27 protein-coding genes are annotated in these 26,625 nt (G+C 48.2%); 7 read left to right on the plus strand and 20 right to left on the minus strand.

Annotated elements, in window-relative coordinates:
* Positions 1–52: 52 nt before the first annotated feature.
* Positions 53–313 (minus strand): DUF1471 family protein YbiJ, encoded by a 261-nt coding sequence (ybiJ, locus tag FH968_RS05590; RefSeq protein ID WP_139878159.1) that lies wholly within the window; start codon positions 311–313, stop codon positions 53–55.
* Between the two features lie 361 nt (positions 314–674).
* Here ybiJ and FH968_RS05595 point away from each other — a divergent pair, with 361 nt between their 5' ends.
* The gene (locus tag FH968_RS05595) at positions 675–1,496 is read left to right on the plus strand and encodes a helix-turn-helix domain-containing protein (RefSeq protein WP_139878160.1); all 822 of its coding nucleotides are present in this window, start codon (positions 675–677) and stop codon (positions 1,494–1,496) included.
* A gap of 7 nt (positions 1,497–1,503) precedes the next feature.
* On the opposite strand, the gene FH968_RS05600 is transcribed toward FH968_RS05595, so the two are convergent.
* The 9 genes from FH968_RS05600 to FH968_RS05640 form a co-directional block, all read right to left on the minus strand.
* Positions 1,504–1,809, minus strand: coding sequence for a PTS sugar transporter subunit IIB (locus FH968_RS05600; RefSeq protein ID WP_139878161.1), 306 nt, complete (start codon positions 1,807–1,809; stop codon positions 1,504–1,506).
* Positions 1,784–3,253, minus strand: a complete 1,470-nt coding sequence (locus tag FH968_RS05605; RefSeq protein ID WP_139878162.1) for a leucyl aminopeptidase — start codon at positions 3,251–3,253, stop codon at positions 1,784–1,786. The genes FH968_RS05600 and FH968_RS05605 overlap by 26 nt, the downstream gene beginning before the upstream one ends.
* Positions 3,250–4,218 carry a N(4)-(beta-N-acetylglucosaminyl)-L-asparaginase gene (locus FH968_RS05610; RefSeq protein WP_139878163.1) on the minus strand — a complete coding sequence of 323 codons (969 nt, stop codon included), beginning with the start codon at positions 4,216–4,218 and terminating at the stop codon, positions 3,250–3,252. Before FH968_RS05610 ends, FH968_RS05605 begins: the two co-directional genes overlap by 4 nt.
* A 7-nt stretch (positions 4,219–4,225) precedes the next feature.
* The gene (gene celB, locus FH968_RS05615) at positions 4,226–5,533 is read right to left on the minus strand and encodes a PTS cellobiose transporter subunit IIC (protein ID WP_139878164.1); all 1,308 of its coding nucleotides are present in this window, start codon (positions 5,531–5,533) and stop codon (positions 4,226–4,228) included.
* Between the two features lie 162 nt (positions 5,534–5,695).
* Positions 5,696–6,997, minus strand: coding sequence for a TRAP transporter large permease (locus FH968_RS05620; protein ID WP_139878165.1), 1,302 nt, complete (start codon positions 6,995–6,997; stop codon positions 5,696–5,698).
* Positions 6,997–7,494, minus strand: a complete 498-nt coding sequence (locus FH968_RS05625; protein ID WP_139878166.1) for a TRAP transporter small permease — start codon at positions 7,492–7,494, stop codon at positions 6,997–6,999. Before FH968_RS05625 ends, FH968_RS05620 begins: the two co-directional genes overlap by 1 nt.
* Before the next feature lie 151 nt (positions 7,495–7,645).
* Positions 7,646–8,632, minus strand: a complete 987-nt coding sequence (locus FH968_RS05630; protein ID WP_139878167.1) for a TRAP transporter substrate-binding protein — start codon at positions 8,630–8,632, stop codon at positions 7,646–7,648.
* A gap of 363 nt (positions 8,633–8,995) precedes the next feature.
* Positions 8,996–9,256 carry a DUF1471 family periplasmic protein McbA gene (gene mcbA, locus FH968_RS05635; protein ID WP_139878168.1) on the minus strand — a complete coding sequence of 87 codons (261 nt, stop codon included), beginning with the start codon at positions 9,254–9,256 and terminating at the stop codon, positions 8,996–8,998.
* Between the two features lie 178 nt (positions 9,257–9,434).
* The gene (locus tag FH968_RS05640; protein WP_139878169.1) at positions 9,435–10,058 is read right to left on the minus strand and encodes a flavin reductase family protein; all 624 of its coding nucleotides are present in this window, start codon (positions 10,056–10,058) and stop codon (positions 9,435–9,437) included.
* Positions 10,059–10,136: 78 nt separating this feature from the next.
* Between FH968_RS05640 and rlmF the strand changes: the two genes are divergently transcribed.
* Positions 10,137–11,078, plus strand: a complete 942-nt coding sequence (rlmF, locus tag FH968_RS05645; protein ID WP_139878170.1) for a 23S rRNA (adenine(1618)-N(6))-methyltransferase RlmF — start codon at positions 10,137–10,139, stop codon at positions 11,076–11,078.
* Here the strand turns inward: rlmF and ybiO are convergent, their stop codons facing one another.
* The 6 genes from ybiO to rhtA all read right to left on the minus strand — a co-directional run bounded on the left by ybiO (position 11,079) and on the right by rhtA (position 17,735).
* Positions 11,079–13,334 (minus strand): mechanosensitive channel protein, encoded by a 2,256-nt coding sequence (ybiO, locus tag FH968_RS05650; protein ID WP_139878171.1) that lies wholly within the window; start codon positions 13,332–13,334, stop codon positions 11,079–11,081.
* A 131-nt stretch (positions 13,335–13,465) separates the two neighbouring features.
* On the minus strand, positions 13,466–14,188 hold the full coding sequence (glnQ, locus tag FH968_RS05655; protein ID WP_139878172.1) for a glutamine ABC transporter ATP-binding protein GlnQ: 723 nt from the start codon (positions 14,186–14,188) through the stop codon (positions 13,466–13,468).
* Positions 14,185–14,844 carry a glutamine ABC transporter permease GlnP gene (gene glnP / locus FH968_RS05660; protein WP_034456474.1) on the minus strand — a complete coding sequence of 220 codons (660 nt, stop codon included), beginning with the start codon at positions 14,842–14,844 and terminating at the stop codon, positions 14,185–14,187. Before glnP ends, glnQ begins: the two co-directional genes overlap by 4 nt.
* An 84-nt stretch (positions 14,845–14,928) precedes the next feature.
* Positions 14,929–15,675: a glutamine ABC transporter substrate-binding protein GlnH gene (glnH, locus tag FH968_RS05665; RefSeq protein ID WP_034457213.1), complete on the minus strand. Its 747-nt coding sequence runs from the start codon at positions 15,673–15,675 to the stop codon at positions 14,929–14,931.
* A 364-nt stretch (positions 15,676–16,039) separates the two neighbouring features.
* The gene (dps, locus tag FH968_RS05670) at positions 16,040–16,543 is read right to left on the minus strand and encodes a DNA starvation/stationary phase protection protein Dps (RefSeq protein ID WP_139878173.1); all 504 of its coding nucleotides are present in this window, start codon (positions 16,541–16,543) and stop codon (positions 16,040–16,042) included.
* A 304-nt stretch (positions 16,544–16,847) separates the two neighbouring features.
* Positions 16,848–17,735 (minus strand): threonine/homoserine exporter RhtA, encoded by an 888-nt coding sequence (gene rhtA, locus FH968_RS05675; RefSeq protein ID WP_139878174.1) that lies wholly within the window; start codon positions 17,733–17,735, stop codon positions 16,848–16,850.
* Between the two features lie 368 nt (positions 17,736–18,103).
* Here rhtA and ompX point away from each other — a divergent pair, with 368 nt between their 5' ends.
* Entirely contained in the window at positions 18,104–18,607 is a 504-nt protein-coding gene (gene ompX, locus FH968_RS05680) for an outer membrane protein OmpX (protein ID WP_139878175.1), read from the plus strand.
* A gap of 109 nt (positions 18,608–18,716) precedes the next feature.
* Here ompX and FH968_RS05685 read toward each other — a convergent pair whose 3' ends face one another.
* Together FH968_RS05685 and mntS are read right to left on the minus strand one after the other, a co-directional pair.
* Complete coding sequence (locus FH968_RS05685) at positions 18,717–20,303, minus strand: phosphoethanolamine transferase (RefSeq protein WP_139878176.1); 1,587 nt, start codon at positions 20,301–20,303, stop codon at positions 18,717–18,719.
* Between the two features lie 285 nt (positions 20,304–20,588).
* On the minus strand, positions 20,589–20,717 hold the full coding sequence (gene mntS / locus FH968_RS05690; RefSeq protein ID WP_139878177.1) for a manganase accumulation protein MntS: 129 nt from the start codon (positions 20,715–20,717) through the stop codon (positions 20,589–20,591).
* 190 nt (positions 20,718–20,907) lie between these two features.
* Between mntS and mntR the strand changes: the two genes are divergently transcribed.
* Both mntR and FH968_RS05700 read left to right on the plus strand, forming a co-directional pair.
* Positions 20,908–21,375, plus strand: coding sequence for a manganese-binding transcriptional regulator MntR (gene mntR / locus FH968_RS05695; protein ID WP_139878178.1), 468 nt, complete (start codon positions 20,908–20,910; stop codon positions 21,373–21,375).
* 2 nt (positions 21,376–21,377) lie between these two features.
* Positions 21,378–22,496 carry an anion transporter gene (locus FH968_RS05700; protein ID WP_139878179.1) on the plus strand — a complete coding sequence of 373 codons (1,119 nt, stop codon included), beginning with the start codon at positions 21,378–21,380 and terminating at the stop codon, positions 22,494–22,496.
* 40 nt (positions 22,497–22,536) lie between these two features.
* Here FH968_RS05700 and FH968_RS05705 read toward each other — a convergent pair whose 3' ends face one another.
* A complete protein-coding gene (locus FH968_RS05705; protein WP_139878180.1) occupies positions 22,537–23,352 on the minus strand; it encodes a Cof-type HAD-IIB family hydrolase in 816 nt (271 codons plus the stop codon).
* On the minus strand, positions 23,349–24,572 hold the full coding sequence (locus FH968_RS05710) for an MFS transporter (protein WP_139878181.1): 1,224 nt from the start codon (positions 24,570–24,572) through the stop codon (positions 23,349–23,351). Before FH968_RS05710 ends, FH968_RS05705 begins: the two co-directional genes overlap by 4 nt.
* Positions 24,573–24,678: 106 nt before the next feature.
* Here FH968_RS05710 and FH968_RS05715 point away from each other — a divergent pair, with 106 nt between their 5' ends.
* Positions 24,679–25,224 carry a TetR/AcrR family transcriptional regulator gene (locus tag FH968_RS05715; RefSeq protein ID WP_139878182.1) on the plus strand — a complete coding sequence of 182 codons (546 nt, stop codon included), beginning with the start codon at positions 24,679–24,681 and terminating at the stop codon, positions 25,222–25,224.
* Positions 25,225–25,383: 159 nt separating this feature from the next.
* Entirely contained in the window at positions 25,384–26,619 is a 1,236-nt protein-coding gene (locus FH968_RS05720; protein ID WP_139878183.1) for an MFS transporter, read from the plus strand.
* Positions 26,620–26,625: the final 6 nt, after the last annotated feature.

Below are 26,625 nucleotides of genomic sequence, written 5' to 3' on the forward strand. Positions count from 1 at the left end.
TGGGTGGAGCAGCGCTCCAAAAATGAGGGTTAATCAAAGCAATACAGCAGGATTACTTGTAGATAACCGCAGTACCGCTCATTTTTCCGTTGGTGTTAGCAGAAGTGATCGAGTACGCTTTTGCGCCAGCCGCTTGTGCTTTATCAGCCAGTTTTGCTTCCAGGCCATCCAGAGTTGTTGCGCCATCCGCTGAAACTACACCCACTTTATTTAAGTTCTGAGCTTCAGATTGGGTGATAGATTGTGCAGCGAACGCACCGAAAGAAAGAGTAGTAAGGGCAATAGCAGCTACAGCATATTTGATGGTTTTCATAGTTAATATCTCGCAGGTTATTCTGTTTAAGGTGACGTTGTTCCGTCGATGTGATTATGGTCACACTTTTAAGCAGAATAATAAATCGAATAGAATTGACGACCTTATTCAAAATTTTTGAATCCAATCTAAACCATTGAAATAAGTGATGATTAGCGAGCGAATTATCATTACTGTTTGTGTGATCTGCTTCACACTTATTTTTCCGCATCTTTTGCTACTTTTTTTGCTGCTACTGGTCATCTCTGGCTTGCAATCGCTTGCGCACTCTTTTTACGACAATGTGCTTATTTGCTCTTTTCGCACGCTAACTTGCTTTTATAATGAAGACTTTACTTAACCATTTGCCAAAAGAGGTTTGATGGAGATTAAGCTGCACTCCAACGCCACCACGACGCCGCGTACTCGCAAATATATTCAGAGTTCTGAAAAATCCGACAGTGATTTGGCTGAAGAGTTGAATATTTCTGTGGATACCGTCAGGCGTTGGCGTAAGCGAGATGACTGTTATGACAAATCTCATCGGCCGAATACTATTCATCGCGCTTTGAGTCATGAGCAAGAAGCCATACTGGTCTTTTTGCGTGTGCGTCTGTCTCTTTCTCTTGATGAGCTTCTGGAAGCCGCGCAATTGCTGGTACAGCAGGGTATTTCCCGTGCGAGTGTCAGCAGAATGCTGCAAAACTGGCAACAATCGCGTCTGACAAAACCTGATTTGAAGCAACCTGTCGGGCATCTTCACCTTGACGTATTCCCTCTGCCGGAAAGTATTAGCCATAAGCACGGCTTGTTGCTGGCTTTCAGCGACCCGGTTTCTGGTTTTCTTGCTGTGGCGCTGCGTGAGCGAGGTGAGGAACAACCGCTTGATGCGCTGGTAGGCTTTTTGCAGCAGGGTTTGTTGTTGCAGGTACTTTCATTGACTTCACGTTCTACTGAGCTCACTCGGAAACTGGCTGAAAAGCTTCAGGTTCCATTACATGAAGTACTGCCAGAAGCGTGGCAGGAGCGGGCGGCAAGTGGTGAATGGGCACAGCCACTGGAACAGTTACTGAACGGTGAGCGTTACGATAAACGGTTAGGGTTTGGTGCTGTGTTACTAGAATTTGAGGATTTGCTGAATCATCGAATTATCCGCAGCCGGTTGAAGAATCTCACGCCGGCTGCGTGGCTAAAAGCTAAATAGTTCGAGTTTAATCCATCAAACTCAAAGCGTGATCGAGGATCTTCTCGCCGTTGACCATCCCGTAGTCCATCATATTAATGGTTTCAACGCGCTTATTAAGCGGGGCGGCGAGTTGCTTGCAATCTGCCAGCTTGTAAGCAATTTGTGGGCCGAGTAAAGCGCAGTCAAAGCTGTTGATCGCGTTTTTAAAATCGCTAATTCCTTTTGCCTGAATCTCAACATCAAGCTCGCGTTTTGCGGCGGCTTCCTGCATTCGTTTGACGACCAGACTGGTCGACATCCCTAAATCACATACCAGTAGAATCTTTTTCATTATTGTTTCCTTTGCAAAGGTCGAGTAAGTATTGCGTCAGTAGTAGAGCAGGGCGGCCACTGGCCTGCGTGAATTTACCGCGGCTAAGTGCGGTGCCGCTGACATCTAAATGTGCCCACGGCGACTGATGGCAGAACTTACTCAAAAATTGGGCGGCGCAGACAGCTATAGCAGCATTATTAGGTGGCGTGTTGGTGAGGTCGGCAATATGGCTTTTGACCTGTGAGTCAAAACTTTCATCGAGTGGTAGCGGCCAGATTCGGTCCTGGGTTAAGTTTGCTGCCAGTTGTAGCTGCTGGCTGAGTTGCGCGTTATTACTCATCAGGCCGGAAATGTTGTAACCCAGCGCTTTAACCACCGCACCGGTCAATGTGGCGACGTCAATTAATGCTGCCGGATTAAAGCGCGTTGCGGTATAGCTGAGTGCGTCAGCCAGCACCAGACGGCCTTCGGCATCAGTGTTAATAATTTCAACGCTGTGACCGGCGTGGGATTTCACCACATCTCCAGGCAGCATGGCATTTTCACCCGGCATGTTTTCTGCCAGTGCCATTACTGCGACCACATTAAGTGGCAGTTGCAGCGTTTTGACTATCTCCATCATCCCGAAGACTACAGCGGCACCGCACATATCATATTTCATGGTGCGCATCCCTTCGCCTTCTTTGAGCCACAGCCCACCGGTATCGAAAGTAATACCTTTGCCGACAAACGCATAATATGGTGCATTTTCTGACGCACCTTGCCAGCGCAGTGTTACCAGACGTGGCGGGTTGTTACTGCCTTTTCCTGTTGCATCAAGGCAACCCATACCCAGCTCGCGAATGGCATTTTCATCAAGAATATCGCAGTGCGTCTGAGGATGAGCGTTTGCCCAATTAGCAGCTTGCTGTGCAATATCCTTTGGGCGACAGTCGTTTGCAGGTGTGTCGGAAAGCTTGCGGGATAACAACATCCCTTTAGTAATGGCCTGCGTTTGCACAGCCAGCTCAGTGGCAAGCGCGTTGTGCTCTGTAACCAGAAGCCAAAGTTGCCCATTACTTTCTTGTTGCTGCTGACGATAGCCCAATTGTGGGAGCTGATAAAAGCGATTCATCACTGCAACTAACAGTGTGCGCAGGCGAGCAAAAACAGTGCGGTCTGCCAGATTAAAAGCGGAAATATCCAGCGCGATGGGATGCGAAATTGGGTTGGGTAAAAGTGTGCTGAGGCTTTCAGTTAACTGGCGCAGGATTTCAGGGTGCTCAATCTGATTTGAAGGCAAAAGTGTAAGTTGCTGGCAGTGTCCGTTTAAACCAAAAGTGGTGGATTGCGGTTCATCAGAATGCGCCATTTCACCAAGCAGTGGGTACAGCGTGTCTGGCCACGAAGGTGTATGCGTTTTCCACAATATCAAATGCGCATTTGCTGGGTATTGTGCAAGGGTTATAACCTGGCATCTCATATAATCTCCTCCGCGGTGATACGTTGCCGATAGGCGTCAAGCCAGGCCTGATCTGCAGGACGAATCAGCGTGTGTTTTCCTTCGCGTGTGGTCAAAAAAACCGTCGGTATTTGCGCGGGAGTGGCAACCGAAAACGAGAAGTTATCAATGGTGGTAGCGGCACCGTATTCTCCGCGATTATTCATGCACACCACCGACAAATCCCCAGCGCGACCAAATCGGGAAATAAGCTGACTTTCCAAATCGTAAACCGCAGATTCAGCCGCCTGTTGTGGCGACATGCCGCGACCCATACGGCTGACAATTTCGTAGCTGATACAGCCCTTCATTAAGTCTTCGCCTAGACCGGTCGCTGTTGCGGCACCAATCTGGCTATCGGCATAAAAACCTGAACCGGAGACGGGCGAATCACCTACACGGCCTGGACGCTTCATAAACAGTCCGCTGGTTGATGTCGCGACACACATTTGTTGATTCTGGTCGAGAGTAATCACGCCAACCGTATCGTGCCCAGTGTAGGGGCTCAAACCCCGATCCAGCGTTTCACGTTTACGTTTCAGGTAATGCTGGTGGGCGCGGTCCGTCAGCATGTTTTTGCGTTCGAAGCCTTGGTTGAAAGCCCAGGTTTGGGCACCTTCACCCACCATAAAGCTATTAAAGCGTTCACGGCTTAATGCCTGCGCGACCAGAATAGGGTTGGCGATGTCGCGGATACTGGCGACGGCGCCAATGGCAAGCGTTGAGCCGTCCATAAACGCTGCGTCGAGTTCGACAACACCTTGCTCGTTTGGCAATCCGCCGTAACCGACGGATTTGTAGTAAGGGTAATCTTCCACACAAGTGACAGCGCGTACAGCAGCCTCGCTGGCCTCGCTTTTCCCCTGTAACAAACGTGCGGCTTCACTGACCCCTTCCCAGGCCATGCGCCAGGTCGCTATCACGCCCCAGTTTGTCGATAACGTCATGTTTTACTTACTCCGTGGCGGGTTTAGTTGATGAGACAAGAGCCTGTGTTTCATTGGCCCGATATTGCTTGTCCACAACTTTAAGGAATGGCAAATAGATGATGGCGCCTATAAGTAGGTTAATAAGCTGAATGATTGCGCCACTGAGATGCCCGGTAACGATAAATCCGCTTAGCACCGGAGGCAGCGTCCATGGGATGTACACACCGGTGGTGGTAGCGACCCAACCCAGTGACATCGAGATGTATTGCACGGTGACCAGTACCAGCGGGACAAGGTTGAACGGGATAAGCATTATCGGGTTCATTATGACTGGCAGGCCAAACAAAACTGGCTCATTAATGTTGAAGATGGAGGAGCCTACGGCAAGACGCGAAACATTTTTAATATGCTGGCTGCGGGCAAACAGCAACATAGCAATCACCAGAGACAAAGTTGCACCCGCGCCCCCCATCCAAATCATGTCGTAGAACTGCTCGGTCACGACATGCGGCGGCAGCAAACCGGCTTGTGTTGCGGCCAGGTTTTCCATCTGGTTTTCCATCCAGAAAGGACGCAGGATGCCGTTGACCATCGAGCCGGAGTTAATACCGACAGACCACAAACTGGTGATGCTAAAGCAGGTAAACAATGCGCCGACATACGAGGTGCCAAAGTGACGAATTGGCGTGGCGAGGACTTCATAAACAAACTGGTGAATGGTGTGGTAATCCGTTCTGGCAAACAGCACGCGTATAGCGAGCGCAATAACCAGAATCAGCAGAGAAGGAATCAGTGCGGCAAATGATTTCTGCACCGCAGGTGGCACGCCGTCGGGCATACGAATCACCCAGTTTTGGCGCAGCATCCAGGCAAACAGTTCAGTGCTGGCAAGAGCACCCAGCATTGCCACAAACAATCCTTTTGATCCCAACCACTCCATCGGGATCAGATTGCCAATCTCCTGAGTCTTAGCAAAAGGGGTGAGGATTAAAAAGCACGACAGCGACAAAATCCCGGCCGACATTTTGTCGATGTCATAGCGTTCGGCCAGGCGATAGGCGACCAGGAAACTGATAAACACCGCCATGGTAGAGAAAATGGCATTAAACGGAATTTCGATGGTGGCAGACCAGCCTTCACCAAAAATCGATGCCATAAACTGTTGATAAGCAGTGCTTGGGAAAGAGGAGATAACCAGCAGGATTGAACCAACAATAATAAATGGCATAAACGAGATATACGCATCGCGAATGGCTCCGAGATGGCGTTGTTGTGCCATTCGTCCCGCTAGCGGCATCAGCTTTGCTTCTATTGCGGCCATCAGGTTTTTCATTATTACCGCTCCGTAAGTAATCACAAGAGACAATTCTTGTGTTGCATACAGTAGTCATTGTTAGCGGCGAATAAAGTGAGATAATTCACAGATACCTGACAAAAGTATCATGTGATTACTTAAAATAAAAAGCGGCTAAAAAGCCGCTTTCAAAGGCAGGTTTTACATCAATCCCAGCAGTCTTGGAATAAACAGAGAAATCGACGGGATGTAGGTAATCAACATCAGCGAGACAAACAATGCCGCGTAGAAGGGCAGCAGTGGTTTGATGAGATTCTGAATTTTAACCCCAGTGATGGAGCAACCCACAAACAGTGCGCTACCGACCGGTGGTGTCAGCAATCCAACGCAAAGGTTCGCCACCATCATGATGCCGAAATGAACCGGATCCATACCCAACTCTTGCGCAATCGGCAGGAAGATTGGCGTAAAGATCAGCACCGCAGGCGTCATATCCATAAAGATGCCGACAATCAGCAAAACGATGTTAATCAGCAGAAGAATAACCAGCGGGTTATCCGAGATACCCATTAACGTGTCGCTGATCATATACGGAATATCAGCATTGGTCATTGCCCAGGACATGCCGACAGAGAAACCAATCAGCAGCAGAACAATGGAAGTTGTGACCACCGAATCCAGAATCAGTTTCGGCAAATCGCGCCATTTCACTTCACGGTAAATCAGCACCGAGAGCACGAAAGTGTATACCACAGCGATTGCTGAGGCTTCCGTTGCGGTGAATACGCCGCCCAGAATCCCACCCATGACAATGAGCACCAGCAGCAAACTTGGCAGCGCATCCAGGAACGCTTTTGCAGCCATCGCACAAGTTGGGCGTGCAGACACCGGATAGCCGCGTCGCTTAGAAATAATCCAGCAGACCAGCATTATCGATAGGCCCATTAATATGCCAGGTAAATAACCAGCCATAAACAGCGAGGCTACCGACACGCCACCCGCAGTAAGTGAGAAGACGATCAGAACGTTAGAAGGTGGGATCAACAACCCCGTAATACAGGATGAAACGTTAACTGCGGTTGAGAACGCCGGATCGTAACCCTCTTTATTTTGAATCGGAGACAGCGTGCCTCCGACGGCTGCCGCTGCGGCAACAGCTGAACCGGAAATCGAACCAAACATCATGTTCGCCAGCACGTTAACGTGGCCCAGAGAACCCGGAATGCGGCCAACCATAATTTGCGCCAGGTTTATTAACCTGATGGCTATTCCGCCGCTGTTCATTAGCGTACCGGCAAAAATAAAGAACGGAATCGCCAGCAATGCGAAGTTATCCAGGCCATTTGCCAGGCGTTGTGAAACGGTGATCACTGCGATATCCCACGGGAACATCAACAGCATGGAAGATACAGTGGCAATCCCAATTGCAAATGAGATGGGAACTCCGATAAACACCAGAACGAAGAACGCGCCAAATAAGGTGAGGGCGATGTAAGTTTCCATTATTTACCCTCTTTGCAGACTAATGACTGGGCGTCGGTCAAGATAAAGTAGAGTGAGTAAAACACCATGATCGCGCCACTTAATGGCAACACGATATAGACATAACCCATAGGGATTTGCAGTGCCGCAGAGAGCTGTGAGGTGGCTAATGTTTTTTCAATGAGCTTCAACCCGCCGTTGACGATGACCATTCCGGAGAACAACATAACCAGCGTGTTGATGAGGATGCCAAGCAGTGGCTTTTTGCTATCTGGCAGCATCATTGCAAGAAAATCGATGGACAGGTGGCGCTGGGCGCCAACCGTATATGACGCGCCGAGCAGCCCGACCCAAATCATCAGAAAACGTGCCAGTTCATCCGTCAATGTGCTGGGCTGATTAAGTACGTAGCGGCTGAAAACCTGCCATACCACACAGAAAACCAACGCTATCATCACCAGTACTGAAAAGGTGGCAATAGTTCGGTCTACCGCAAGCTTGATGGGCTTAAGTATCATTTTTCATACCTGAGAAAATTAGCTTTGCCAATGCGGGTGAAGTTGCTTTACCCGCAATATATCTACCCTATACCCGTTATCCGTTTAAGCTGCAGGGGCGTCGTTAACGCCTACCTGCAACTTGTATGCTAATGGGTATACGACGCCAAAATTACTCAGCCGCAGCTTCGAATTTAGCCAGCAGTGCAGCCTGTTTTGGATCTTTGGCGAAGTCGTCATACAGCGGTTTTACTGCTGCGCGGAATGGGGCTTTATCAACGGCCAGGATCGTTGCGCCCATTGCTTTAGCCTGAGCACGTGAATCTGAATCGACTTTTGCCCAAAGTTTTTGTTGATATGCTTCGGAGTTTTTCGCCGCTGTGATCAGAATTTGCTGCTGTTCTGGGGAGAGCTTGGCCCAGGTTTTAGTGGAGATAACGAGGAAGTCAGGAATAGAGGTATGTTCATCTTCAGAGAACACTTTGGCGATTTCGATATGGCGAGTTTGAACCCATGACGGAACGTTATTTTCCGCACCATCTACCACGCCTTGCTGCATGGCTGTGTACACCTCACCAAATGAAATAGGTGTTGGCGAACCCCCCATTAGCTCAACCATTTTCAGTGTTGTTGGGCTGGCCTGCACACGAATTTTTAGCCCTTTTAAATCTTCTGGTTTGGTAATTGGTTTTTTCGCGTAAAAACTACGGGTGCCAGCAACATAAGCTGAAATAGCAAAGAAACCTTTATCTTTTGTCGAGTCCATAATTTCTTTACCGACTTCACCAAATACCACGCGATCAAAATGCGCCTGGTCTTTAAATAAGTACGGTAAATTATAAATAGCATAAGTGTTGTCGAAAGATTCTAAATCACTGGCAGAACCTTTAGTCATATCTAGCGCACCATTTTGCAACAGCTCTAGTGTTTCGCGGGCGCTGCCCATTTGGCTACTAGGATAAATGCGAATACGTATATTGCCGTCAGAAAGTTGTTGTACCTCTTTGGCCAGTTCTTCAAAAGCCTGGTGTACTACATGGCTGCGTTCCAGGTTATGAGCGAGCTTCAAGGTTATCTTGTCTGCAGCATTTGCACCTGTGGCACAGAGTGTAATAAGTGAGGCGCATAGCAGTTGGCGAGGTAAGGTTAGAAATTTCATGAAAATGCTCCCTGCAAAAATGTTAAGTAGCGATTAGAAGTTCACATTGTTGTATGACAGCTTATGATATTTGTCCGATAACAATGCTATGCCGACTTCACATTTTTCAATTAACCGTAATGCTTTTGCTGTTTTTTGTGTTCTCGCTCACCCTCTATTCTTTAATTGGGAAATATTTTGCATTTCGCAAGAGAATTGGTTTAATTGTCCAAAAAATGATAGCAAGAAATTACCGATGTGATACTTCGGATTTACCATTGTTATTTGTTTTGGAATTAATTGGAATGATATAAATTGCCAATAAAAACGGCTTCCAAATATGGAAACCGTTTTTATTGATACCCCGGGGATAACCTCAGCAGGCTATTTATAAATAGTCGCGGTGCCGAACATACGCTTATCACCGCTAGCAGAGTTAACAACAAAACCTTTTGCACCTTCTTCTTTCGCTTTCTCACCAAGTTTGGCTTGTAGATCGTCAAGGTTCGCCGCGCCGCTGACAGAAACGGTTCCTGCCGGGCGAAGTGGGCCGGTGTTGTCCGAAGACAATTCCTGGGCTGCCATGGTAGCAAACGGTAATGCCGCAAGGGTGACAACCGCAGAAAAATACAGCAATTTTTTCATAATCACATCCTCATCACTTTTAGGGGTCGATTAAAAAATCATCAACACTAAAAGTGTAGGTGTAATGCGACAAATAAAAGACGCAAAAAATTGATGGACTTGTGCTTGTTTTTTGAACGACATTTCTTGACGAAATACTTACAAATCAGTTAGATACAGGATCATGATTTTGTTGGTTTTATCGTGCGTCTGGGCGAATTAAATCGAAACGGTGGGCTTCATCGATGGTGTAATAAGCCGATGGTCCACCCGCTCGCAGTACGGGTTGTGCCAGCGCGGTCTGGTAAATACCGTCTTTTAACAACGCTTCATCAATATGAACTGCTACAACTTCACCCAGCACCAGCCAGGTATTTATAGCCGTACCGTCTGCACCTGTTAACTGAATACACTGTGAAAGGCGGCACTCGAAGTTGACCGGGCTTTGGGCAACCAGGCAGGCTTTAACTTTTCGTCCTGCGACTGCGGTTAAACCGGCACGAGCAAACTCATCTTCACCACGTGGCAATGTGGCTGAGGTTTCATTCATCTGTTCGGCTAATTCACGCGTGGTGAGATTCCAGACAAACTCTTTCGTTTCAAGGATATTCTGCACGCTATCTTTCCAGCCGCTGCTGGCGAAACCAATAATCGGTGGGCGATAATTAAAGCAGTTAAAGAAACTGTATGGTGCGAGATTGCGCATTCCTTGCTCATTGTACGAAGCAATCCAACCGATTGGGCGGGGGCCGATAATGGCGTTGAGTGGATCGTGTGGTAAACCGTGACCGTTAGAAGGTTCGTAGTAATAGCGTTTAGACATAGCGCACCTTTGTTGATTTATTATTTACCCATCAGGCTTCACAGAGTATCTTACGCGCCCACACAAGGAGAAGCTGCAATGAAAACCCCTGCCACCACCAAACCGGGTCTGCACCCACGCAACCGTCATCGTGACCGTTATGATTTCCCGGCACTTGAGCAAAGTAGCCCGGCGCTGAGCGCGTTTTTACGCCCAGGCCCACATGGCGAGACCACGGTTGATTTTGCCGACCCTATGGCGGTGAAAGCGCTGAATCAGGCGCTGCTAGCGCATTTCTACGGTGTTAAACAGTGGGATATTCCAGAAGGTTTTCTTTGCCCTCCAGTGCCAGGCCGTGCTGATTACATTCACCACCTGGCCGATTTACTGGCAGAAGGTAACGGTGGCGTGGTGCCTTCGCAGGCTTCTGTGTTGGATGTGGGGGTCGGTGCGAACTGCATTTATCCGCTGATTGGCCAACATGAATATGGCTGGCGCTTTACCGGAACGGATGTCGATCCTGAAGCGATTAGCAACGCCACGGCAATTATCGATGCCAACCCAGGGCTGACGCGTCTGATTCGTTTGCGTCGCCAGAAAACGCCAACCGCAATTTTGCCGGGCGTGATTCATAAGAATGAAATGTTTGATGCCACATTGTGCAATCCACCATTCCACGATTCCGCGCAGGCTGCCCGTAGCGGTAGTGAACGTAAGCGCGTTAACCTCGGTCAGGACAAAGATGCTGTGCTGAACTTTGGTGGCCGGGAGCAAGAGCTGTGGTGTGAAGGTGGCGAAGTGGCATTTGTTACCCAGATGGTTAACGAGAGCAAAGCGTTTGCCCGTCAGGTGCAGTGGTTCAGCTCGTTGGTTTCACGCGGCGAGAACCTGCCGTTGATTTATCGCGCTTTGCAGGAAGCTGGCGTTGAGAAAGTGGTGAAGAAAGAAATGGCCCAGGGGCAGAAACAGAGTCGTTTCATTGCCTGGACCTTTATGAACGACGCACAGCGCGCTCGTTGGGCTGCTATGCGATACAAATAGTCATACCGTAGGATTTGCAGGTGGCAGTGTTCCCGCTGCTACCTGCGAGTCCTGAAGCGCTTGAGTCGCATCCGCAGGAGGTTGCATCACCTGCACCGTTTGCACTGGCGGCCGAATACCTGCCGCGTCAAAGTGTTTTTTCACCATTCCATCTAAAGCGAATCGCACCGACCACTGTTTCAGAGGTTGCGTGGTGAACGATACACGCACGGTAAAGGCCTGGTTGGTCAACCCGACGATACCTGCAAAAGACGGCTCGCCAATCACCAGCTTACGAATATCTTCCTGCTCCATCAGTTCATTGACGGCTTCTTTCAAAATTCGGTTCGCTTTATCGACATCTTGCTGGCGCTCAACATCATAGTTCGCGACAAATGAACCAATGCCACGGACAAAGTTTGCGAAGGTGGTTATCGAGGACCACGGAATGATGTGATACGCCCCGGTATCCTGGCGCACGCCCACGGAACGAATCGACATCCGTTCGACAGTACCGGTTATCGGTCCAATCGTCACTAAGTCGCCTGTATTCATCCCATTTTCAAACTGGATAAAGACGCCGGTAATAATATCTTTCACCAGAGTTTGTGCGCCGAAACTTATCGCCAAACCTAGCGCGCCAGCCCCGGCCAGTAATGGGGCTATATTCACGCCAATTTCCGAAAGTAAAATCATGATTGTGATAGTGCTGATTACTACTGCTAGCGCATTACGAAATAGCGTGAGCAGTGTGCGGGTACGGGCGCTTGGCATCGGGCGGCCATGAATATCAGACGCCAGGCGGTTTTCAATCAAACTTGCCAACAAAGTCCAGCCGACAGCTGAGAACAGTAAAATCAGTACAATGCGGATAAGGATATCAATGGTTTTCTCACCAGCATCGTTGGAAATCCACGCCCATAAATCAAACATGCCCCAGGCATTGAGCAGCATCATTACTGCTGCGCAGACCGTCAGAATACGCGCCAGTTTCAGGGCTGCGGAAATCCAGCCGTTAAGTCGTTTTTGTAGCTCAGGGTAGTTACGTTGCACCTGGGGTGAAAGGGTGATGGTTTTTGCCAACCAGCGCGACAACATCCCTGAAACGAATGCCGCAATACTGATGATTGCCAGGCTGTTCAGCGACGCTGCCATCATCCACTTCAGACTATTTCCCGGATCGAATAGCGAGAGGAAAAACAGCGTCACAAAGTAGGCGCTTGCCAACCAGTGCCAAACCAGCGCGAAGGCCCGAATAAACAAACTGAAAAATGCCATCGAGCGGTCAGCTAATTGAATCAGGCTTTGTTGGATTTGGCGTTTGTTATGGAAAATGAGATACAGCGCCCAAAGCGTGATGCACAACATAATCACTACGTTGATTATTGCACCGACTTGCACATTCACCTGGTTGGAGATTATTGGCACTGCGACCAGAATCCCGTAACCAATCAGACTGCTTAATCCTGACAGGCGAAGGTTCCAGTACCTGGCTTTTTGGTCGCATACCGGGAAAGGACGGAGATCAGGAAAGCGTGGGCAGAAAATTAAACGCAATATCGCTTTGAAAAATTCAATAAGCGCAAAGGCATTCAGAAACAGCCCTTGCTGACGGGCAATGGTGCGGTTGCCTGCGTTCATCATGTCGCTGAAGATTTGCCCGACGAGTATCGTTAATGCCAGTAACAGTAAATCAATAATAAATGCGCCGATGATCATCAGTGGCAGGTGAAACCAGCTCGAACGGTCACGATTCTTTTTGCGCCCCCATTTTCCCATGTGCGCCCAGACTGGGGTCATGCAGGCTCGAATCAACAGATAGAAGGCGAAAACGGAGACGGTGAGCATCGTAAAATGCGTCAGGGCGTTATAAAAGGTTTGTTGATTGAATGCCTTGTGCGGTGAACCCATGATATTGCGGTGTAGCTGGGCAAAGCGTTGTGCAAGCTCGCCGCCGTAGTATCGGCTGACATCGGTAACATTCTCGAGAACAGTTTTGTCCTCACTAAGTTGCTCGGGCGGAACGATTGAAGGAACAGGTTCCGGCGGCGGTGTGGCGGCCACCTTACGCAATTGCCCAATCAATTCATCTCGCGATTGCGAGTTATCCAGCACATCGGCCAGAGCTGAATAGGCTTTCTTTTTTTCTTCAAGATTGGGCTCAACTGATGGTGCGGCTGTGTTTTGTTGAACGGATGCGGCAACAGCCGCGGTCGGAAGAGTGACAGCCTGTATTTGAAAGCTAAACATGCACAGCAGTAGCAAGAGTAGCGGCACGGCATTCCTCCGAACGAAAAGTCAGGCAAAGGAATAAGTATAGAAGGTGGGGATTGGGGGACTGGAAAACGGGAATTATCTGGTGTGGGAACGCCCTCACCCTCTCTCCAAAGAGAAGGTGAGGGGGACTATTAAGAAACGTGCTGCAAGAATTCCTGTAAACGCTGACTTGGCGGGTTCTCAATCAGCTCAAGCGGATTACCATCTTCAGCAATACGACCTTTATCAATGAATATCAGGCGTGATGCGACTTTGGCGGCAAATCCCACTTCGTGAGTGACGATAACCATCGTCATACCTTCCTCAGCCAAGTCCTGCATAACCTTCAGAACTTCATGGCGCAATTCTGGGTCAAGTGCTGAGGTGGGTTCATCAAACAGCATCATTTTTGGTTTAACAGCCAGCGCACGGGCGATCGCCACACGCTGTTGCTGACCGCCAGAAAGCTCCGACGGATAGTGATGAGCGCGTTCTGCCAGACCAACTTTTGCTAACAACTCTTTAGCCAGTTTATCGGCAGCGTCTTTTTTCAAGCCACGGACACGAGTCGGACCAAAAGCGACGTTTTCCAGCGCGGTCAGATGCGGGAACAGATAGAACTGTTGGAACACCATACCTGCTTCCTGACGAATCAGGCGCTCATCGACTTTGGGGTCGTTAACTTTCAGACCATCAACAAACAGGTCACCGCTGGTGATGTCTTCAAGTTTGTTGATACAACGCAGCAGTGTGGATTTACCGGAACCTGACGGCCCGATAATAACCACCACTTCGCCCTGTTTAATGTCGAGGTCGATATTGTGCAGCACCTGGGTTTTGCCAAAGTGCTTAGAAACGTTTTTAAATTCAATCACAGGATTTTCATCCTTCTTTCAAGGCGACGTAGCACGAAGCTCAGCACCAAAGTAATAATCAGATAGAAGACCGCAACGGCGCTCCAAATCTCCAGCGCACGGAAGTTTCCGGCAATGATTTCTTGCCCCTGACGAGTCAATTCAGCTACACCGATAACGATAAACAGCGACGTATCTTTGATGCTGATAATCCACTGGTTACCCAATGGTGGCAGCATGCGACGCAGCGCCAACGGCATAATCACGTGGCGAATAGTTTCACGCTTAGACAAGCCGAGAGCCAGACCTGCTTCCTGGAAACCTTTATGAATCGACAGCACAGCACCGCGGGTGATTTCCGCAATGTAGGCACCGGAGTTGATCATAATCGTGACGACAGCTGCGCTGAAGGGATCGATGCGCAGGTCAGGGATAGCCATGGGTAAGGCGAAGTAAATAAACATTACCTGTACGACAATTGGCGTACCGCGAATGACTTCAATAAAAACTAATGCGATGTGATTGGCAATCCAGCCGCCGTAAGTACGGGCGAAACCCGCTACCAGACCAATAATCAGACCGCCAAATAACCCGATGACCGAAATCAGCAAAGTCATTTTGGCGCCTTCAATCAAAAGCGGGATTGCAGGCCAAATGGCACTCCAGTCAAACTCCATGATGTGTTCCTGTTGTATACCGTGGTTCAAAAATAGCAGGGGCGAAAGCCGCCCCTGAGGTCTTACGTAATAACTTTAGAATTATTATTTTGGTTCAGTGCCGAACCATTTTTTGTAGATTTCGTTGTACTTGCCGTTCTCTTTCAACGTCTTCAGAGCACCGTTGACTTTAACGCGCAGGTCATCGCTACCTTTAGGGAAGGCGATACCGTATTGCTGTGCTTCCAGAGAATCACCTACAGCTTTGAACTTGCCCTGGCCTGCAGTTTTGATGAAGTACAGGATGTTTGGCGTATCGTGCAGTACAGCATCAGCACGGTTGGTGCCCAGTTCCATGTATGCGTTGTCGATGTTCGGGAACTGACGCAGGTCTTTGGTTTTGATGTTGGCTTTCGCGTAATCAACAGAACCGGTGCCGCTCTTGACTGCAACAACTTTACCATCGAGATCTTTCACGCTTTTTACTGAGTCGTTATCAGCTTTAACCATTACCAGCAGGCCGCTTTTGTAGTAGCCGTCAGAGAATTCGATAGCTTTTTTGCGTTCTTCAGTGATGGTAATACCCGCAAGCGCCAGGTCAATGTTTTTGGTTTGCAGCGCAGGAATGATACCGCTGAAATCCATTGGCTTGAGGGTGTAATCCAGTTTGAGTTCTTTTGCTACGGCATCCCATAAATCGATATCAAAACCGACATATTTGTCGCCTTGTTTGAATTCAAAAGGAACGAATGCGGTGTCGGTCGCGACGACCAGTTTCTTATCAGCGGCGTGGGAAGAAACCGCGAAAGCCAGGGTCAGTGCAGCCAGTGAAACTTTCAAAATCGACTTCATAGCATTTCCTTGTTTGTCCATGGGGCAATCCCCTGCATCAGTAAGCCGCAACATGGAAGAATCATGCCAGGTTTTCAACCTACTGTTTTTGCAAGGATGTGAATATGTAACATTGCACAATAATGGTTGCAAGCCAGTTGCAATGCACTGTTATGGTGCCCGTTTTTGGTGCGTAAAGTGAGAGGAAGTGTTGAAGTCTAGTTTTACCGCAAATAGCGGCGGCAAAACAATCATCTGTTAACGATTGTGTGAGGTGATTATTACAAATGAGCAACTTATGCGGCAGGGTTAAACAATTTTATGCGCTAAAACAGTGCATTCATCCTCCCACTGGCGGGAGGATGAAGTAACAATCTGCTAGCAATTAATCGATATTTGACTCAATGAACCACAGGAATTTATCCAGATCGCGCGAGGCAGCAGTAAGAATATCGGCGGTATCTTCGTCTTTCGCCTCACTAATCGCCTTACGAACATCGTTCGCCACAATCGCGTAACGATCTGCTAATTCTTTCAGGTGATCCTGAACGGTGTGAATGTCCAGCGGATAGCTTTTCAGGGGCGTCTTACTGTTAATAACCTGTGTTGTACCGAGAGCTACGCCTCCGAGTTGAACGGCGCGTTCTGCCATGGTGTCAAGGTGATCGGTCACTGCTGTGCGGAAGCCGTCGAGCATTTCATGAACGGCGATAAAGTTTGCGCCACGCATATTCCAGTGCGCTTGTTTGGTAATCAACGACAAATCAATGAACTGGATGACCTGGCGATTTAACAGCTCAATGGTGGCTTTTTTTTCGCTGTCTGCAACATCGTTACGGGTATACAGCAGGTTGGTAGATTTGGTTTTTACCAGTTTAGCGGTAGTCATAATCTTTCGTCCTCGTGATGTTATATCCAATGAATTACCGGGAATAAGTATAGCACCGGATTTAGGACTCAATGGAGCAGGTAAAACCTATCAGATAAATAGCAGAGGCAGAATGGATTTTAGTAACTCATTGTTAATAAATTACTTTTAATTAAATGTTGCGAGGCGTAACGGGAATAAACAAAACATGAGCGTTTCATGGGAATAATTATTATTTTCTAGTGGTGATATTACAGAATATAAGTGATTGAACGGCAGTAAATATTCACTGTGGTCACAAAAACCACGGTGAATAATGAGGGGTTTAATTTACATCGACGCTGGTAATCTGAGTTTCTTTCTTGAGCGTAAGCGTTGACCCCACTGACGCGGCAATAATGGATAGCAATGCCAGCCACTGTATCAGAGTCAGATGCTCACCGAGGAACAACATACCAGACAATGCCGCAAGCCCTGGTTCCATACTCATCAGCGTGCCAAAAGTACGTGTCGGTAAACGAGTAAGGGCGATCATTTCCAACGAGTAGGGCAGTGCCGTAGACAAAATCGCCACACCAAGACCTAGCGGTACAAGCGACCAGTGCCATAAGGCTTCACCTGCCTGCCATGCGCCAATTGGCACAAAAATAATTGCGGCAATGAGTGAACCGAAAGCCACCGTTGCCGGGCCGTGGTCGGCGCCTGCTTTTTGGCCAAACAGGATGTAAATTGCCCAGCAAGCCCCAGCTCCCAGCGCATACGCAGCACCAACTAAATCAACACTTGAAATAGACTGCCCTAGCGGCAACAGGAACCACAAACCCAGCACCGCTAAAATCACCCAGACAAAATCCACGGCACGGCGCGATGAGAATAAAGCCACGGCAAGTGGGCCTGTGAACTCAAGTGCTACTGCAATCCCGAGAGGTACGGTCTGAATAGATAAATAGAAGAGGTAGTTCATTCCTCCGAGTGCGAGTCCGTACATCAATAAAGGGATTCGTTGCTCCGCTTTAAAGCGCAATCGCCACGGTTTAAACACGACCACCAGAATCAACGTACCCAAAGCCAGACGCAGTGCGGTCACACCTGGTGCGCCGACCAACGGGAATAATGATTTTGCAAGCGATGCGCCACTTTGAATGGAGGTCATGGCAATCAAAAGTACGACGATGGGTAACCAAACGGGGGTCTTGCGTGGCGATAACGGCATCCTGCTTCCTGTAAGTCAGTGTCGATTTCAGTCAAAAAATAAAAGTAACCCCAGTGTAAATGAATAAGTTATGGCTCGTTGAGAATTCATTGAAAAAAATAATAAACTGATGCAGTACCATAATCGTGTTTTTGCGTAATTTTCGCCCAAATAAGTTTAAGAATTATCTGGATGACGATGTGGCTGTTCATGCGAATAATTGTCGCACTTTTTGATAAAAAGACTGTGATTTGAAGGGGCTACAATGTAACGGAAACGTTCTGTTACATGAAAGAAATCATTAGACAACGTAAATATCGCAGAGTTTCATACATAAATTTGATATATTAAAAGCTTAGAAGTTACTTGAAGCACATTTGAGGTGGATTATGAAAAAAATTGCATGTCTTTCAGCACTGGCTTGTGTTCTGGCCGTTTCCGTTGGTACCGCATCTGCAGCTAGCACCGTAACTGGCGGCTACGCACAAAGCGATATGCAGGGCAAAGCCAACAAAGCTGGCGGTTTCAACCTGAAGTACCGTTATGAAAACGACACCCCGCTGGGTTACATCGGTTCTTTCACTTACACCGAGAAAAACAACAGTGACGCTGGTCAGTATAACAAATCACAATACTACGGCATCACTGCTGGTCCTGCTTACCGCATCAACGATTGGGCAAGCATCTACGGTGTAGTTGGTGTGGGTTACGGTAAATTCCAGTCTACTAACTACCCAGCTAAAGCTGACACCAGCGATTACGGTTTCTCTTACGGCGCAGGTATGCAGTTTAACCCAATCGAAAACGTTGCTCTTGACGTTTCCTACGAGCAGAGCCGCATCCGTAACGTTGATGTTGGCACCTGGATCGCAGGCGTGGGTTACCGCTTCTAATTTCACTTTAACGAGTGAAAATAAAAATCCGCCCAAGTGGCGGATTTTTTTTACCTGAAATTCCCCGTCTTATTTGACACTACAACGCCAATTAATCAGGGCAATAAGGTTAACGCGTACGGGTTTCGAACACATCCGTCTGCAGATGAGTATAGTCCACCTTCTTAAGCTTAAAGTTTGTGATGAAGGTTGGCCCTGCGTTTTGCTCAGAAATGAACTTGTACTTCGGCGTTAACTCTTTGGTTTTAATCCCTGTCCATGCCGAGAAGAAATTCAGGAAATCATTCGCTGAACGACGCGTTTTTATTTGGCGATGCTCTTTATCATCACTTGAAAGCACCATAAACGGCACCTGGAAGTTTTGCTGGTACTCGTCATCGTGCGCCAGATATTGCACATCTGTGCCACGCTCTTTGAAAGCCAGTCCATGGTCGGAGAAGTAAACTAACGAGAAAGTTTCGCCGCTGTTTTGCAACTGCTGGTAAAGCTGCTTTAGCAGGTCGTCGGTTTGCGTCATGCTATAGAGATAACAAGACGTCTCTTTCGACTGTACAAAATCTTTATATTTACCCTGAGTACGATCGCAAGCTTGCGGATGCGAACCCATCAAATGCAGCACAATTAATTGTGGGGTGGTGCGCGGGGTTGCAAACACCTGTGCTGTCATCTTCAACAATGCTTCATCACGCGTATTCTTATCCGCTTCAAAATCACCATTTTTCAGGAAATGCACTTCATCGGCACGTTTGGCGATACTGGCAATGGCTGTGTCGTACTCGCCAATTTGACCCTGGTTTGAGAACCACCAGGTCTGGAAACCTGCGCGGTTTGCCAACGTAATAATGCTGTCCTGGTATTGCGGTTTGCCGTCAATGACGCGGTTGAGTGTCATGCCTAGTGACTTCTGCGTGGAGCCACTGGCGGCGACATAATCCATAAACAGATTGCCGTTTACCTGGCTTGCGAAAGGGGTGTTATCCCAGTGGCCACCAAATGCGCCCAGCGCGTCGCGTCGTGCACTTTCACCAATCACCACTACATAGGTGTGATATTTCGGTTTCACCGCCAGCACATTCCAGGTGTCTTTCATTTGTGCGAAAGCCTGCATACGCGTTTGCTCGTCAATCACTTCCTGGTTGTTAACGATAACATCTTTAACAAAGCGGAAAACCGGATAACCGGAATCTTTGATTTTAAATACTCCGCCGTATGCCAGGTTTTGTACCGGCGCGACGAAGAAACAAACTATGCTGACGACCAGACATAAGCTGTCGAAATGGCACCATGTTCTTTTCTTTGGAGCGATTTTACGGCGCACGGCAATCACACCAAGCGCCAGAATAAATACCGATACCAAATAGCTGTACCACGGGAAGATAGTCATTATCTCCGTGGATTCTTCAAAGTTGGTCGAATGCAGAGCAAGTAGGGTATTAAAGTTTGGTGCGCCATAAGCCTGGCCAAATGGGAAATACATCGCTGCAATTACGCTACAGATAGCCAGCAATCCCTTCTGGAATTTTGGTGCACTGCGCCAAAGCAGCAGTAATACGCAACTGAATGCCACTGCATACAGAACGCTAAATTCATAACCGAGTGCGAAGTTAATCAATAATGACTGAAGGAAATAAAAACCAGTCCACGGATTAAGCGCAATTGCGCGGATCGTCAGGGTATCTTTAACCGTTAAATTCATGTTTACCGAGATCAACTAAACGCCATGCGAAAACCCTGGCGACGAGGGTAAGAACCTGCCTGACAGACGGAAAAAGAAGGGAGTTTGGACCGCATCTGCGAGCCGCTTCATGTACAGGGCTGCAAGAAGATAGAGCGGTACGATAAGAAGATCAACTGATAAGCGAAATGTGTTTTGCGAAGCAGGTAGCAAATCCGACAAATGGTAAGGTTAAAGCACGGAAAACGAAGCTATTCGCGGGATCTATTGATATGTAAATTTACTTGCAGACGGCAGGGCGGTTGCCTATGGCTTTGGTTTTTCGCCCTGCTGTGGTTTCCCTGAAACCCATTCACATAACATATTGAGCAGCATTAGCCGCACCTGAAACGGGGTATGTGTAAACACGCTCATGCACCTCTTAAATTCATTCATACAACCCTCCAGTCTATTTTTTCTGCCCTTAATTCCTTTCAAGGCTGACTGCATTACATACAGATATAGCACAGGCTATATTGTATAGCTATTGCTAATTCGTTAAATTTTTGTGCTTGCGTGATGCTGGTTTACAATGGGCTAAATGTCGTCATTGGACGATGCCGCGCCACTGCATTGAGGAAGCATCATGAGCCGTACGCCTGGCCAAAAAAATAAAGAGAAAGTGACGCAGTTGGTAAACGTTGAAGTGCATGTAGAAGGCTTTCGACAGGTTCGGGAAGCGCACCGTCGCGAATTAATTGATGACTATGTTGAGCTGATTTCAGATTTGATTCGTGAAGTAGGGGAAGTACGCCAGGTTGATATGGCGGCACGCCTCGGAGTTTCTCAACCTACGGTTGCAAAAATGTTAAAGCGACTAGCCTCGGTTGGGTTAATCGAACAAATTCCGTGGCGTGGCGTGTTTTTGACTGCTGAAGGTGAAAAACTGGCGCAAATCAGCCGGGAGCGTCATCAGATAGTCGAAAACTTTTTCCTCGCGTTGGGTATTAGCCCGGAAACTGCAAGGATCGACGCAGAAGGTGTTGAGCATCACGTTAGTGAAGAGACGCTTGAAGCTTTTCGCTTGTTTAGCGAACAACGAGGACTCAAGTAGTCATGCTGCAAAACCTGCTTCGTCCGTTTGTTCGCGATCGTTTTCTTCATCTATTACTCCTCGCAGGCGTTGTACTGAGTTTTGCTGTACCTTTTCACCCGCAACGCTGGGTTCATGCCATCGACTGGCACACCATCATTACTCTTGCGGGGCTGATGATGTTGACCAAAGGTGTGGAGCTGAGCGGTTATTTCGACGTGTTAGGTCGCCGCATGGTGAAGCGTTTTTCCAACGAGCGAACACTTGCGATGTTTTTAGTCAGCGCTGCGGCGCTGCTTTCAACCTTTCTGACCAACGATGTTGCACTGTTTATTATCGTGCCATTGACTATTACGCTTAAAAAACTATGTGCAATCCCCATTAACCGATTGATCATATTTGAAGCATTGGCGGTTAATGCAGGCTCAATGCTGACGCCAATTGGCAATCCGCAGAACATTTTGCTGTGGGGACGTTCTGGCTTGTCGTTTGGCGAATTTACCTGGCAGATGGCTCCTGCTGCGTTGGCGATAATGATCAGCCTGTTGGCGCTTTGTTGGTTCTGCTTTGCCAGGAAAAAACTCATTTATCAAATTCACGATAAAAGGCACGAATGGCAGCCGCGCCTCGTATTAAGTTGCGTGGCGTTTTATGTTGTCTTTATTGTTGCATTGGAATTGAAGCAGGAAGTTTGGGGGCTAGCGGTTGTCGCCGTGGGCTTTTTACTGCTGGCGCGCCGCGTGTTGTTAAGTATCGACTGGAGCTTACTACTGGTCTTTATAGTGATGTTTATTGACGTCTATCTAATAACCCAGCTTCCGGTGTTGCAACACGCTTTAGCGGGAATAAACCAGCTTTCTAGTGGTGGGCTATTTGCACTGGGAATCGGTTTGTCGCAAGTGATCAGTAACGTTCCCTCGACCATTTTGCTGCTGAATTACGTTCCAGATTCCGTGTTACTTGCTTTTGCGGTGAACATCGGTGGTTTCGGTTTGTTGCCAGGGTCGCTTGCCAACCTGATTGCACTACGCATGGCTAACGATCGCCGTATCTGGATACGTTTTCACTACTATTCTTTGCCGATGTTGTTGTGGGCGGCGGCTGTAGGTTACGGCTTGTTGCTGCTTATGAAGAAGCTGTAGACTAAAAAAGCGAGAGGGGCTTTTCAGCCCCTCAACGACATCATTCGTTAAACGGCGCTTCTTTTTTCAGTACCTTTTCAATCACATCCAGCACGGCTTGCTGGTTGCAATGCCCGGCCTGATAAGACGCAATCTGCTTAATTTTTTCGGGCGCATTAGCCATCGCAAAACCGAATTTGGCTTGACGGAGCATTTCAATGTCATTGCCACCGTCGCCAAAGGTAACGACCTCGCTGTCATCAATACCCCATTTTTCCTGCAAAATCCGCAAACCGTTGGCTTTATGAACGCCTGGAATAATCAGGTCAATAGAGCCATGGCCACTGGTTACCGGCACCATAATGCCTTCGAGTATTTCTTCCAGCGAACACATGGTGTCGTCTAACAAGTTGTCCGGCAGATTTAGCGCGAACTTAAAGAACACGTCGTCGAGCCCTGAAAAGTCATCGACTAACTCAAGACGGTGATAGTACGTACGCGCCATTTTTATAAACGCATCGTCATAACTATTCAGGGTATAACCATTGTGCTTCCCACAGGCGATGATATCCGCATGAGGCAACGTTAGCAGGTGGTCGATAACTGTGTTGAATTGCTGTTTCGTCAGCTCACCGTTAAAGATGTCTTTACCTTCGCTAACCACCCAACCGCCGTTATCCGCAACGAATGAGATCTCGTGGGCAATCTCCGGGAAAAATGAAATTAACTGGTAATACTGATTGCCACTGGCGACCACAAAACGAATCTCTTGCTCCTTCATCTGCGCATACAGCTCAGCAAAACGCGTGCGGTTGTACTCTTTCTTATCGTTCAGGAACGTACCATCCATGTCGACGGCAATTAATTTCACACTCATCGAGTTCTCCGTTGAAGCAAGTGGGTAACAGGGTCTGTAGGTTTAGCGACAGCTTTCGCAACTAGCGCTGCGACAACCATCAATGCAAGTACTACCAGCATGGCCAGACGCAGGCCGTAATGTTCACCGAGGAAGCCCAACAGCGGCGGCCCCACCAGGAATGCAATATAACCAGAAGCTGCGACGACACTGACGCGAGTTGCGGGATCAGGTCCGGTATCGCCTGCGGCAGAAATCGTTAATGGGAAACCGAGCGAGGTACCCAATCCCCATAAAATGACGGAAATACCGGCTACAAAAGTGTTATCGACAAAGATGATTAAGCCAATGCCTAAAATACCCATCATCGCACAGGCACGAACCACCGACACACGGCTATAACGGTCGATAAACCAGCCACCGGTAAAGCGACCAACTGTCATCCCCAGGGTAAAACCGACATAAATCATTGAGCCTGATGTCGGGCTAAAACCATGGCCATCCACCATCAGCAAGGGTAGCCAGTCGTTCGCAGAGCCTTCAGCAAAGGCCATTGCCAGCACAATGGTGCCAATTAATAGCAATTGCAGATCTTTATAAAAGGGCGGGTGAGATTCGAGTGGGGTGTCGGCATCAGCATCTGCATTATTCTTTCCAACTCCATGTGGAATCGCGCTGATTGCAATAACAATTGGCGTGATAACCACCAGACCAATCACCAACAGGTGTCCGTATGCGCTCACGTTCAAGGCGGTTAAACTCATACCAATACCCGCACCCGCCAGTGTTCCAAGGCTGTAAAAACCATGCATCATCGGTAACACGGTCTTCTTTAGCAATCCTTCAACAATGGCACCTTCTACGTTCATCGCAACTTCAGCCGAACCCAGTCCCGCACCCAAAATAGCCAGGCCAATGGCGAACAAGATTGGGGATGAGAGGAACAGCGCAACGCCCATCACCATCATGCCCGTTACCATTAATGTCATGCCGCTACGGATGATATTGCGTGTACCAAAACGCTTAACCAGCCAGCCGGAGCAAAGGATGCCGCTCATTGATCCAATCGACAGGCCAAACAACACAATCCCCATACCGGCAGTCGAAACACTCAGCGTATCTCGGATTGCAGGGGTGCGTGTAGCCCATGAGGCCATGACCAAACCGGGAAGGAAGAAAAAGGCGAATAATGCCCAGGTGCGACGTTGAGTGGCTTTGCGATTACTAATGGCGGTAGACATGGAAATACCGGTTGGCGACGAATGGAAATTACACTAGCAAGTTTGTGTACATTTGTACATATTGCCTGGTAAACTCTTTTTAGTCCGATTTTACCGAGCGATAAACATGATCAAAGCCCCACGCCGCAACGATCCCGACAGACGTGGACGTATTTTACAAGCCACGCTGGATATGCTGGTAGAACATGGCATTAGCCATATCACGCACCGTAAAATTGCCGAGGCGGCGGGTGTCTCGTTAGGCTCGATGACGTACTATTTCGAGGGTATCGAATCACTATTGAGTGAGGCGTTCACGCAATTCGCGCATCAAATGTCCGAGGAGTATCGAACCCGTATGGAGCACGCGCGTAATCGCGACGAGGCCTGCGAAGCAATCGTTGATATGATTTGCGCAGAGAAAATTGCTACGTCTTATAATCTGCAAGTAATGTATCAACTTTATGCCTACGCCAATCGTAACCCTGAACTAAAAATCATCATGCAGGACTGGATGTGCCGCAGCCAGCAAGTGCTGGAGGCTTTCTTTGACCCCATTACCGCCCGAACGCTGGACGCATTTATCGAAGGTATGACGCTGCATTACGTGACTGACCGGCATCCATTGAGCCGCGAAGATCTCACCAGAATGCTGGCGAAAATTGTGGGATAAAATTGGCAGGTGATTTTCTGCATTTTGTTAGCTAGAGTTTGAATCGGTTCTTCAATATGAGTTTCTTACCAATGTAGTTGTTCCCTTAACGATAAACACAGCTTTAGAACCGACGCCATCGTCGGCGAGTTACTTGTGCTTGTTGATAAGGGATAACCTATGTTTTTTCTCATTCTGCGTACACTTCGCCAGCATCGCTGGTTTGCTCTCTTGGGCGCGGCATTACTCCTTTCCTCTATCGGAAATGGTCTGACTTATGTGATTGTATTTGGCAAACTCCTCGCGCTCGAAGCTAAACCATCTGCATTGACTCTTGCCTATATTCTGGCGTTAGCGCCTGGTATTCCAGGGAGCTATTTGGCAGAGCGACTTCTGACTAAAATGCCACCGATTCCTGTTCTGATATTGAGTGAAATTACCGGATTTGCAGGGCTTGCTTTACCTCTGTGGTCATTGTTTAGCGATAACCAAGTTCTGCTGCTGTCGAGCCAAGCCGTGGCTGCTTTTGCGGGTGGTATGATGGTGCCGGTGTTGAGCCAGACATTAAAGAGTGGCCTCAAACTTGCCGAGCTTCCTGCTGCATCTGGAATGGAAACCTTTATATTTGCGGCAAACGTCATTCTTGGCATAGGAATAGGGACGCTTCTTTATGGCCGGATACCTACATTCGCTATTCTTGCATTGGATGCTCTGAGTTTTGTGTTTGGGATACTACTGCTATTCGCAGCTCACAAGGCATATCAACCTGTTAGCACACCGGAACATGGAAATCTTGTACTGGTACTCAACTGGCGAGGGTTGACTCAGTTACAGCGTCGGAGTTTGCTGCTGCTTCCTTCGCTCGCGTTAGTTGGCGCACCCGCAATGGCATTGTTACCCGCGCTGGCTCCGAACTTTAGCGGCTCATTCGCCGATTCAGGGCTGATGTTGTTGCTGGCTCGCAGTGTTGGGCAGCTTATTGGCCCTCTGCTGTTGTCTGAAGCACAACTGCAACGCCACACGGGTAAGCTTAATATCCTTGTCACTTTCCTTGCGCTGTTTATCGGTTGCTACACATTGGTTTCTATAACTGACAGACAATGGCTGGCGATGCTGCTTATCGTCATGGCGCATATTTTCACTAATATCGTTTATGTTCTGGCGACTCTGAACATTATGCGAACCTTTCCTGTCGCACTCACCGGAAGGGCAATGGCGAAGTCCTGGCGTCTTCAATTGGTTATCACATTGATTTTGCCTGTAGCGGCAGGCTTTGCGGCAGATAACTTTGACCCAGCGTGGGTACTGTATCTCAGCTCTGGCAGCGGATTTATGGTGATGATTTGTATGCTGGGTGTGAATCATTTTCTGGGAAGATGTGAGGGTAATTATTTGAATATTAAAAAGAGTGATTAATTTTAG

The sequence above is a fragment of the Buttiauxella sp. B2 genome, assembly GCF_006376615.1.
Lineage (GTDB): Bacteria > Pseudomonadota > Gammaproteobacteria > Enterobacterales > Enterobacteriaceae > Buttiauxella.

What these genes read in the sequence shown, in the direction of transcription:
- ybiJ (WP_139878159.1), bottom strand. Translation starts at nt 313, where the DNA reads ATGAAAACCATCAAATATGCTGTAGCTGCTATTGCCCTTACTACTCTT.
- FH968_RS05595 (WP_139878160.1), top strand. Translation starts at nt 675, where the DNA reads ATGGAGATTAAGCTGCACTCCAACGCCACCACGACGCCGCGTACTCGC.
- FH968_RS05600 (WP_139878161.1), bottom strand. Translation starts at nt 1,809, where the DNA reads ATGAAAAAGATTCTACTGGTATGTGATTTAGGGATGTCGACCAGTCTG.
- FH968_RS05605 (WP_139878162.1), bottom strand. Translation starts at nt 3,253, where the DNA reads ATGAGATGCCAGGTTATAACCCTTGCACAATACCCAGCAAATGCGCAT.
- FH968_RS05610 (WP_139878163.1), bottom strand. Translation starts at nt 4,218, where the DNA reads ATGACGTTATCGACAAACTGGGGCGTGATAGCGACCTGGCGCATGGCC.
- celB (WP_139878164.1), bottom strand. Translation starts at nt 5,533, where the DNA reads ATGAAAAACCTGATGGCCGCAATAGAAGCAAAGCTGATGCCGCTAGCG.
- FH968_RS05620 (WP_139878165.1), bottom strand. Translation starts at nt 6,997, where the DNA reads ATGGAAACTTACATCGCCCTCACCTTATTTGGCGCGTTCTTCGTTCTG.
- FH968_RS05625 (WP_139878166.1), bottom strand. Translation starts at nt 7,494, where the DNA reads ATGATACTTAAGCCCATCAAGCTTGCGGTAGACCGAACTATTGCCACC.
- FH968_RS05630 (WP_139878167.1), bottom strand. Translation starts at nt 8,632, where the DNA reads ATGAAATTTCTAACCTTACCTCGCCAACTGCTATGCGCCTCACTTATT.
- mcbA (WP_139878168.1), bottom strand. Translation starts at nt 9,256, where the DNA reads ATGAAAAAATTGCTGTATTTTTCTGCGGTTGTCACCCTTGCGGCATTA.
- FH968_RS05640 (WP_139878169.1), bottom strand. Translation starts at nt 10,058, where the DNA reads ATGTCTAAACGCTATTACTACGAACCTTCTAACGGTCACGGTTTACCA.
- rlmF (WP_139878170.1), top strand. Translation starts at nt 10,137, where the DNA reads ATGAAAACCCCTGCCACCACCAAACCGGGTCTGCACCCACGCAACCGT.
- glnP (WP_034456474.1), bottom strand. Translation starts at nt 14,844, where the DNA reads ATGGAGTTTGACTGGAGTGCCATTTGGCCTGCAATCCCGCTTTTGATT.
- glnH (WP_034457213.1), bottom strand. Translation starts at nt 15,675, where the DNA reads ATGAAGTCGATTTTGAAAGTTTCACTGGCTGCACTGACCCTGGCTTTC.
- dps (WP_139878173.1), bottom strand. Translation starts at nt 16,543, where the DNA reads ATGACTACCGCTAAACTGGTAAAAACCAAATCTACCAACCTGCTGTAT.
- rhtA (WP_139878174.1), bottom strand. Translation starts at nt 17,735, where the DNA reads ATGCCGTTATCGCCACGCAAGACCCCCGTTTGGTTACCCATCGTCGTA.
- ompX (WP_139878175.1), top strand. Translation starts at nt 18,104, where the DNA reads ATGAAAAAAATTGCATGTCTTTCAGCACTGGCTTGTGTTCTGGCCGTT.
- FH968_RS05685 (WP_139878176.1), bottom strand. Translation starts at nt 20,303, where the DNA reads ATGAATTTAACGGTTAAAGATACCCTGACGATCCGCGCAATTGCGCTT.
- mntS (WP_139878177.1), bottom strand. Translation starts at nt 20,717, where the DNA reads ATGAATGAATTTAAGAGGTGCATGAGCGTGTTTACACATACCCCGTTT.
- mntR (WP_139878178.1), top strand. Translation starts at nt 20,908, where the DNA reads ATGAGCCGTACGCCTGGCCAAAAAAATAAAGAGAAAGTGACGCAGTTG.
- FH968_RS05700 (WP_139878179.1), top strand. Translation starts at nt 21,378, where the DNA reads ATGCTGCAAAACCTGCTTCGTCCGTTTGTTCGCGATCGTTTTCTTCAT.
- FH968_RS05705 (WP_139878180.1), bottom strand. Translation starts at nt 23,352, where the DNA reads ATGAGTGTGAAATTAATTGCCGTCGACATGGATGGTACGTTCCTGAAC.
- FH968_RS05710 (WP_139878181.1), bottom strand. Translation starts at nt 24,572, where the DNA reads ATGTCTACCGCCATTAGTAATCGCAAAGCCACTCAACGTCGCACCTGG.
- FH968_RS05715 (WP_139878182.1), top strand. Translation starts at nt 24,679, where the DNA reads ATGATCAAAGCCCCACGCCGCAACGATCCCGACAGACGTGGACGTATT.
- FH968_RS05720 (WP_139878183.1), top strand. Translation starts at nt 25,384, where the DNA reads ATGTTTTTTCTCATTCTGCGTACACTTCGCCAGCATCGCTGGTTTGCT.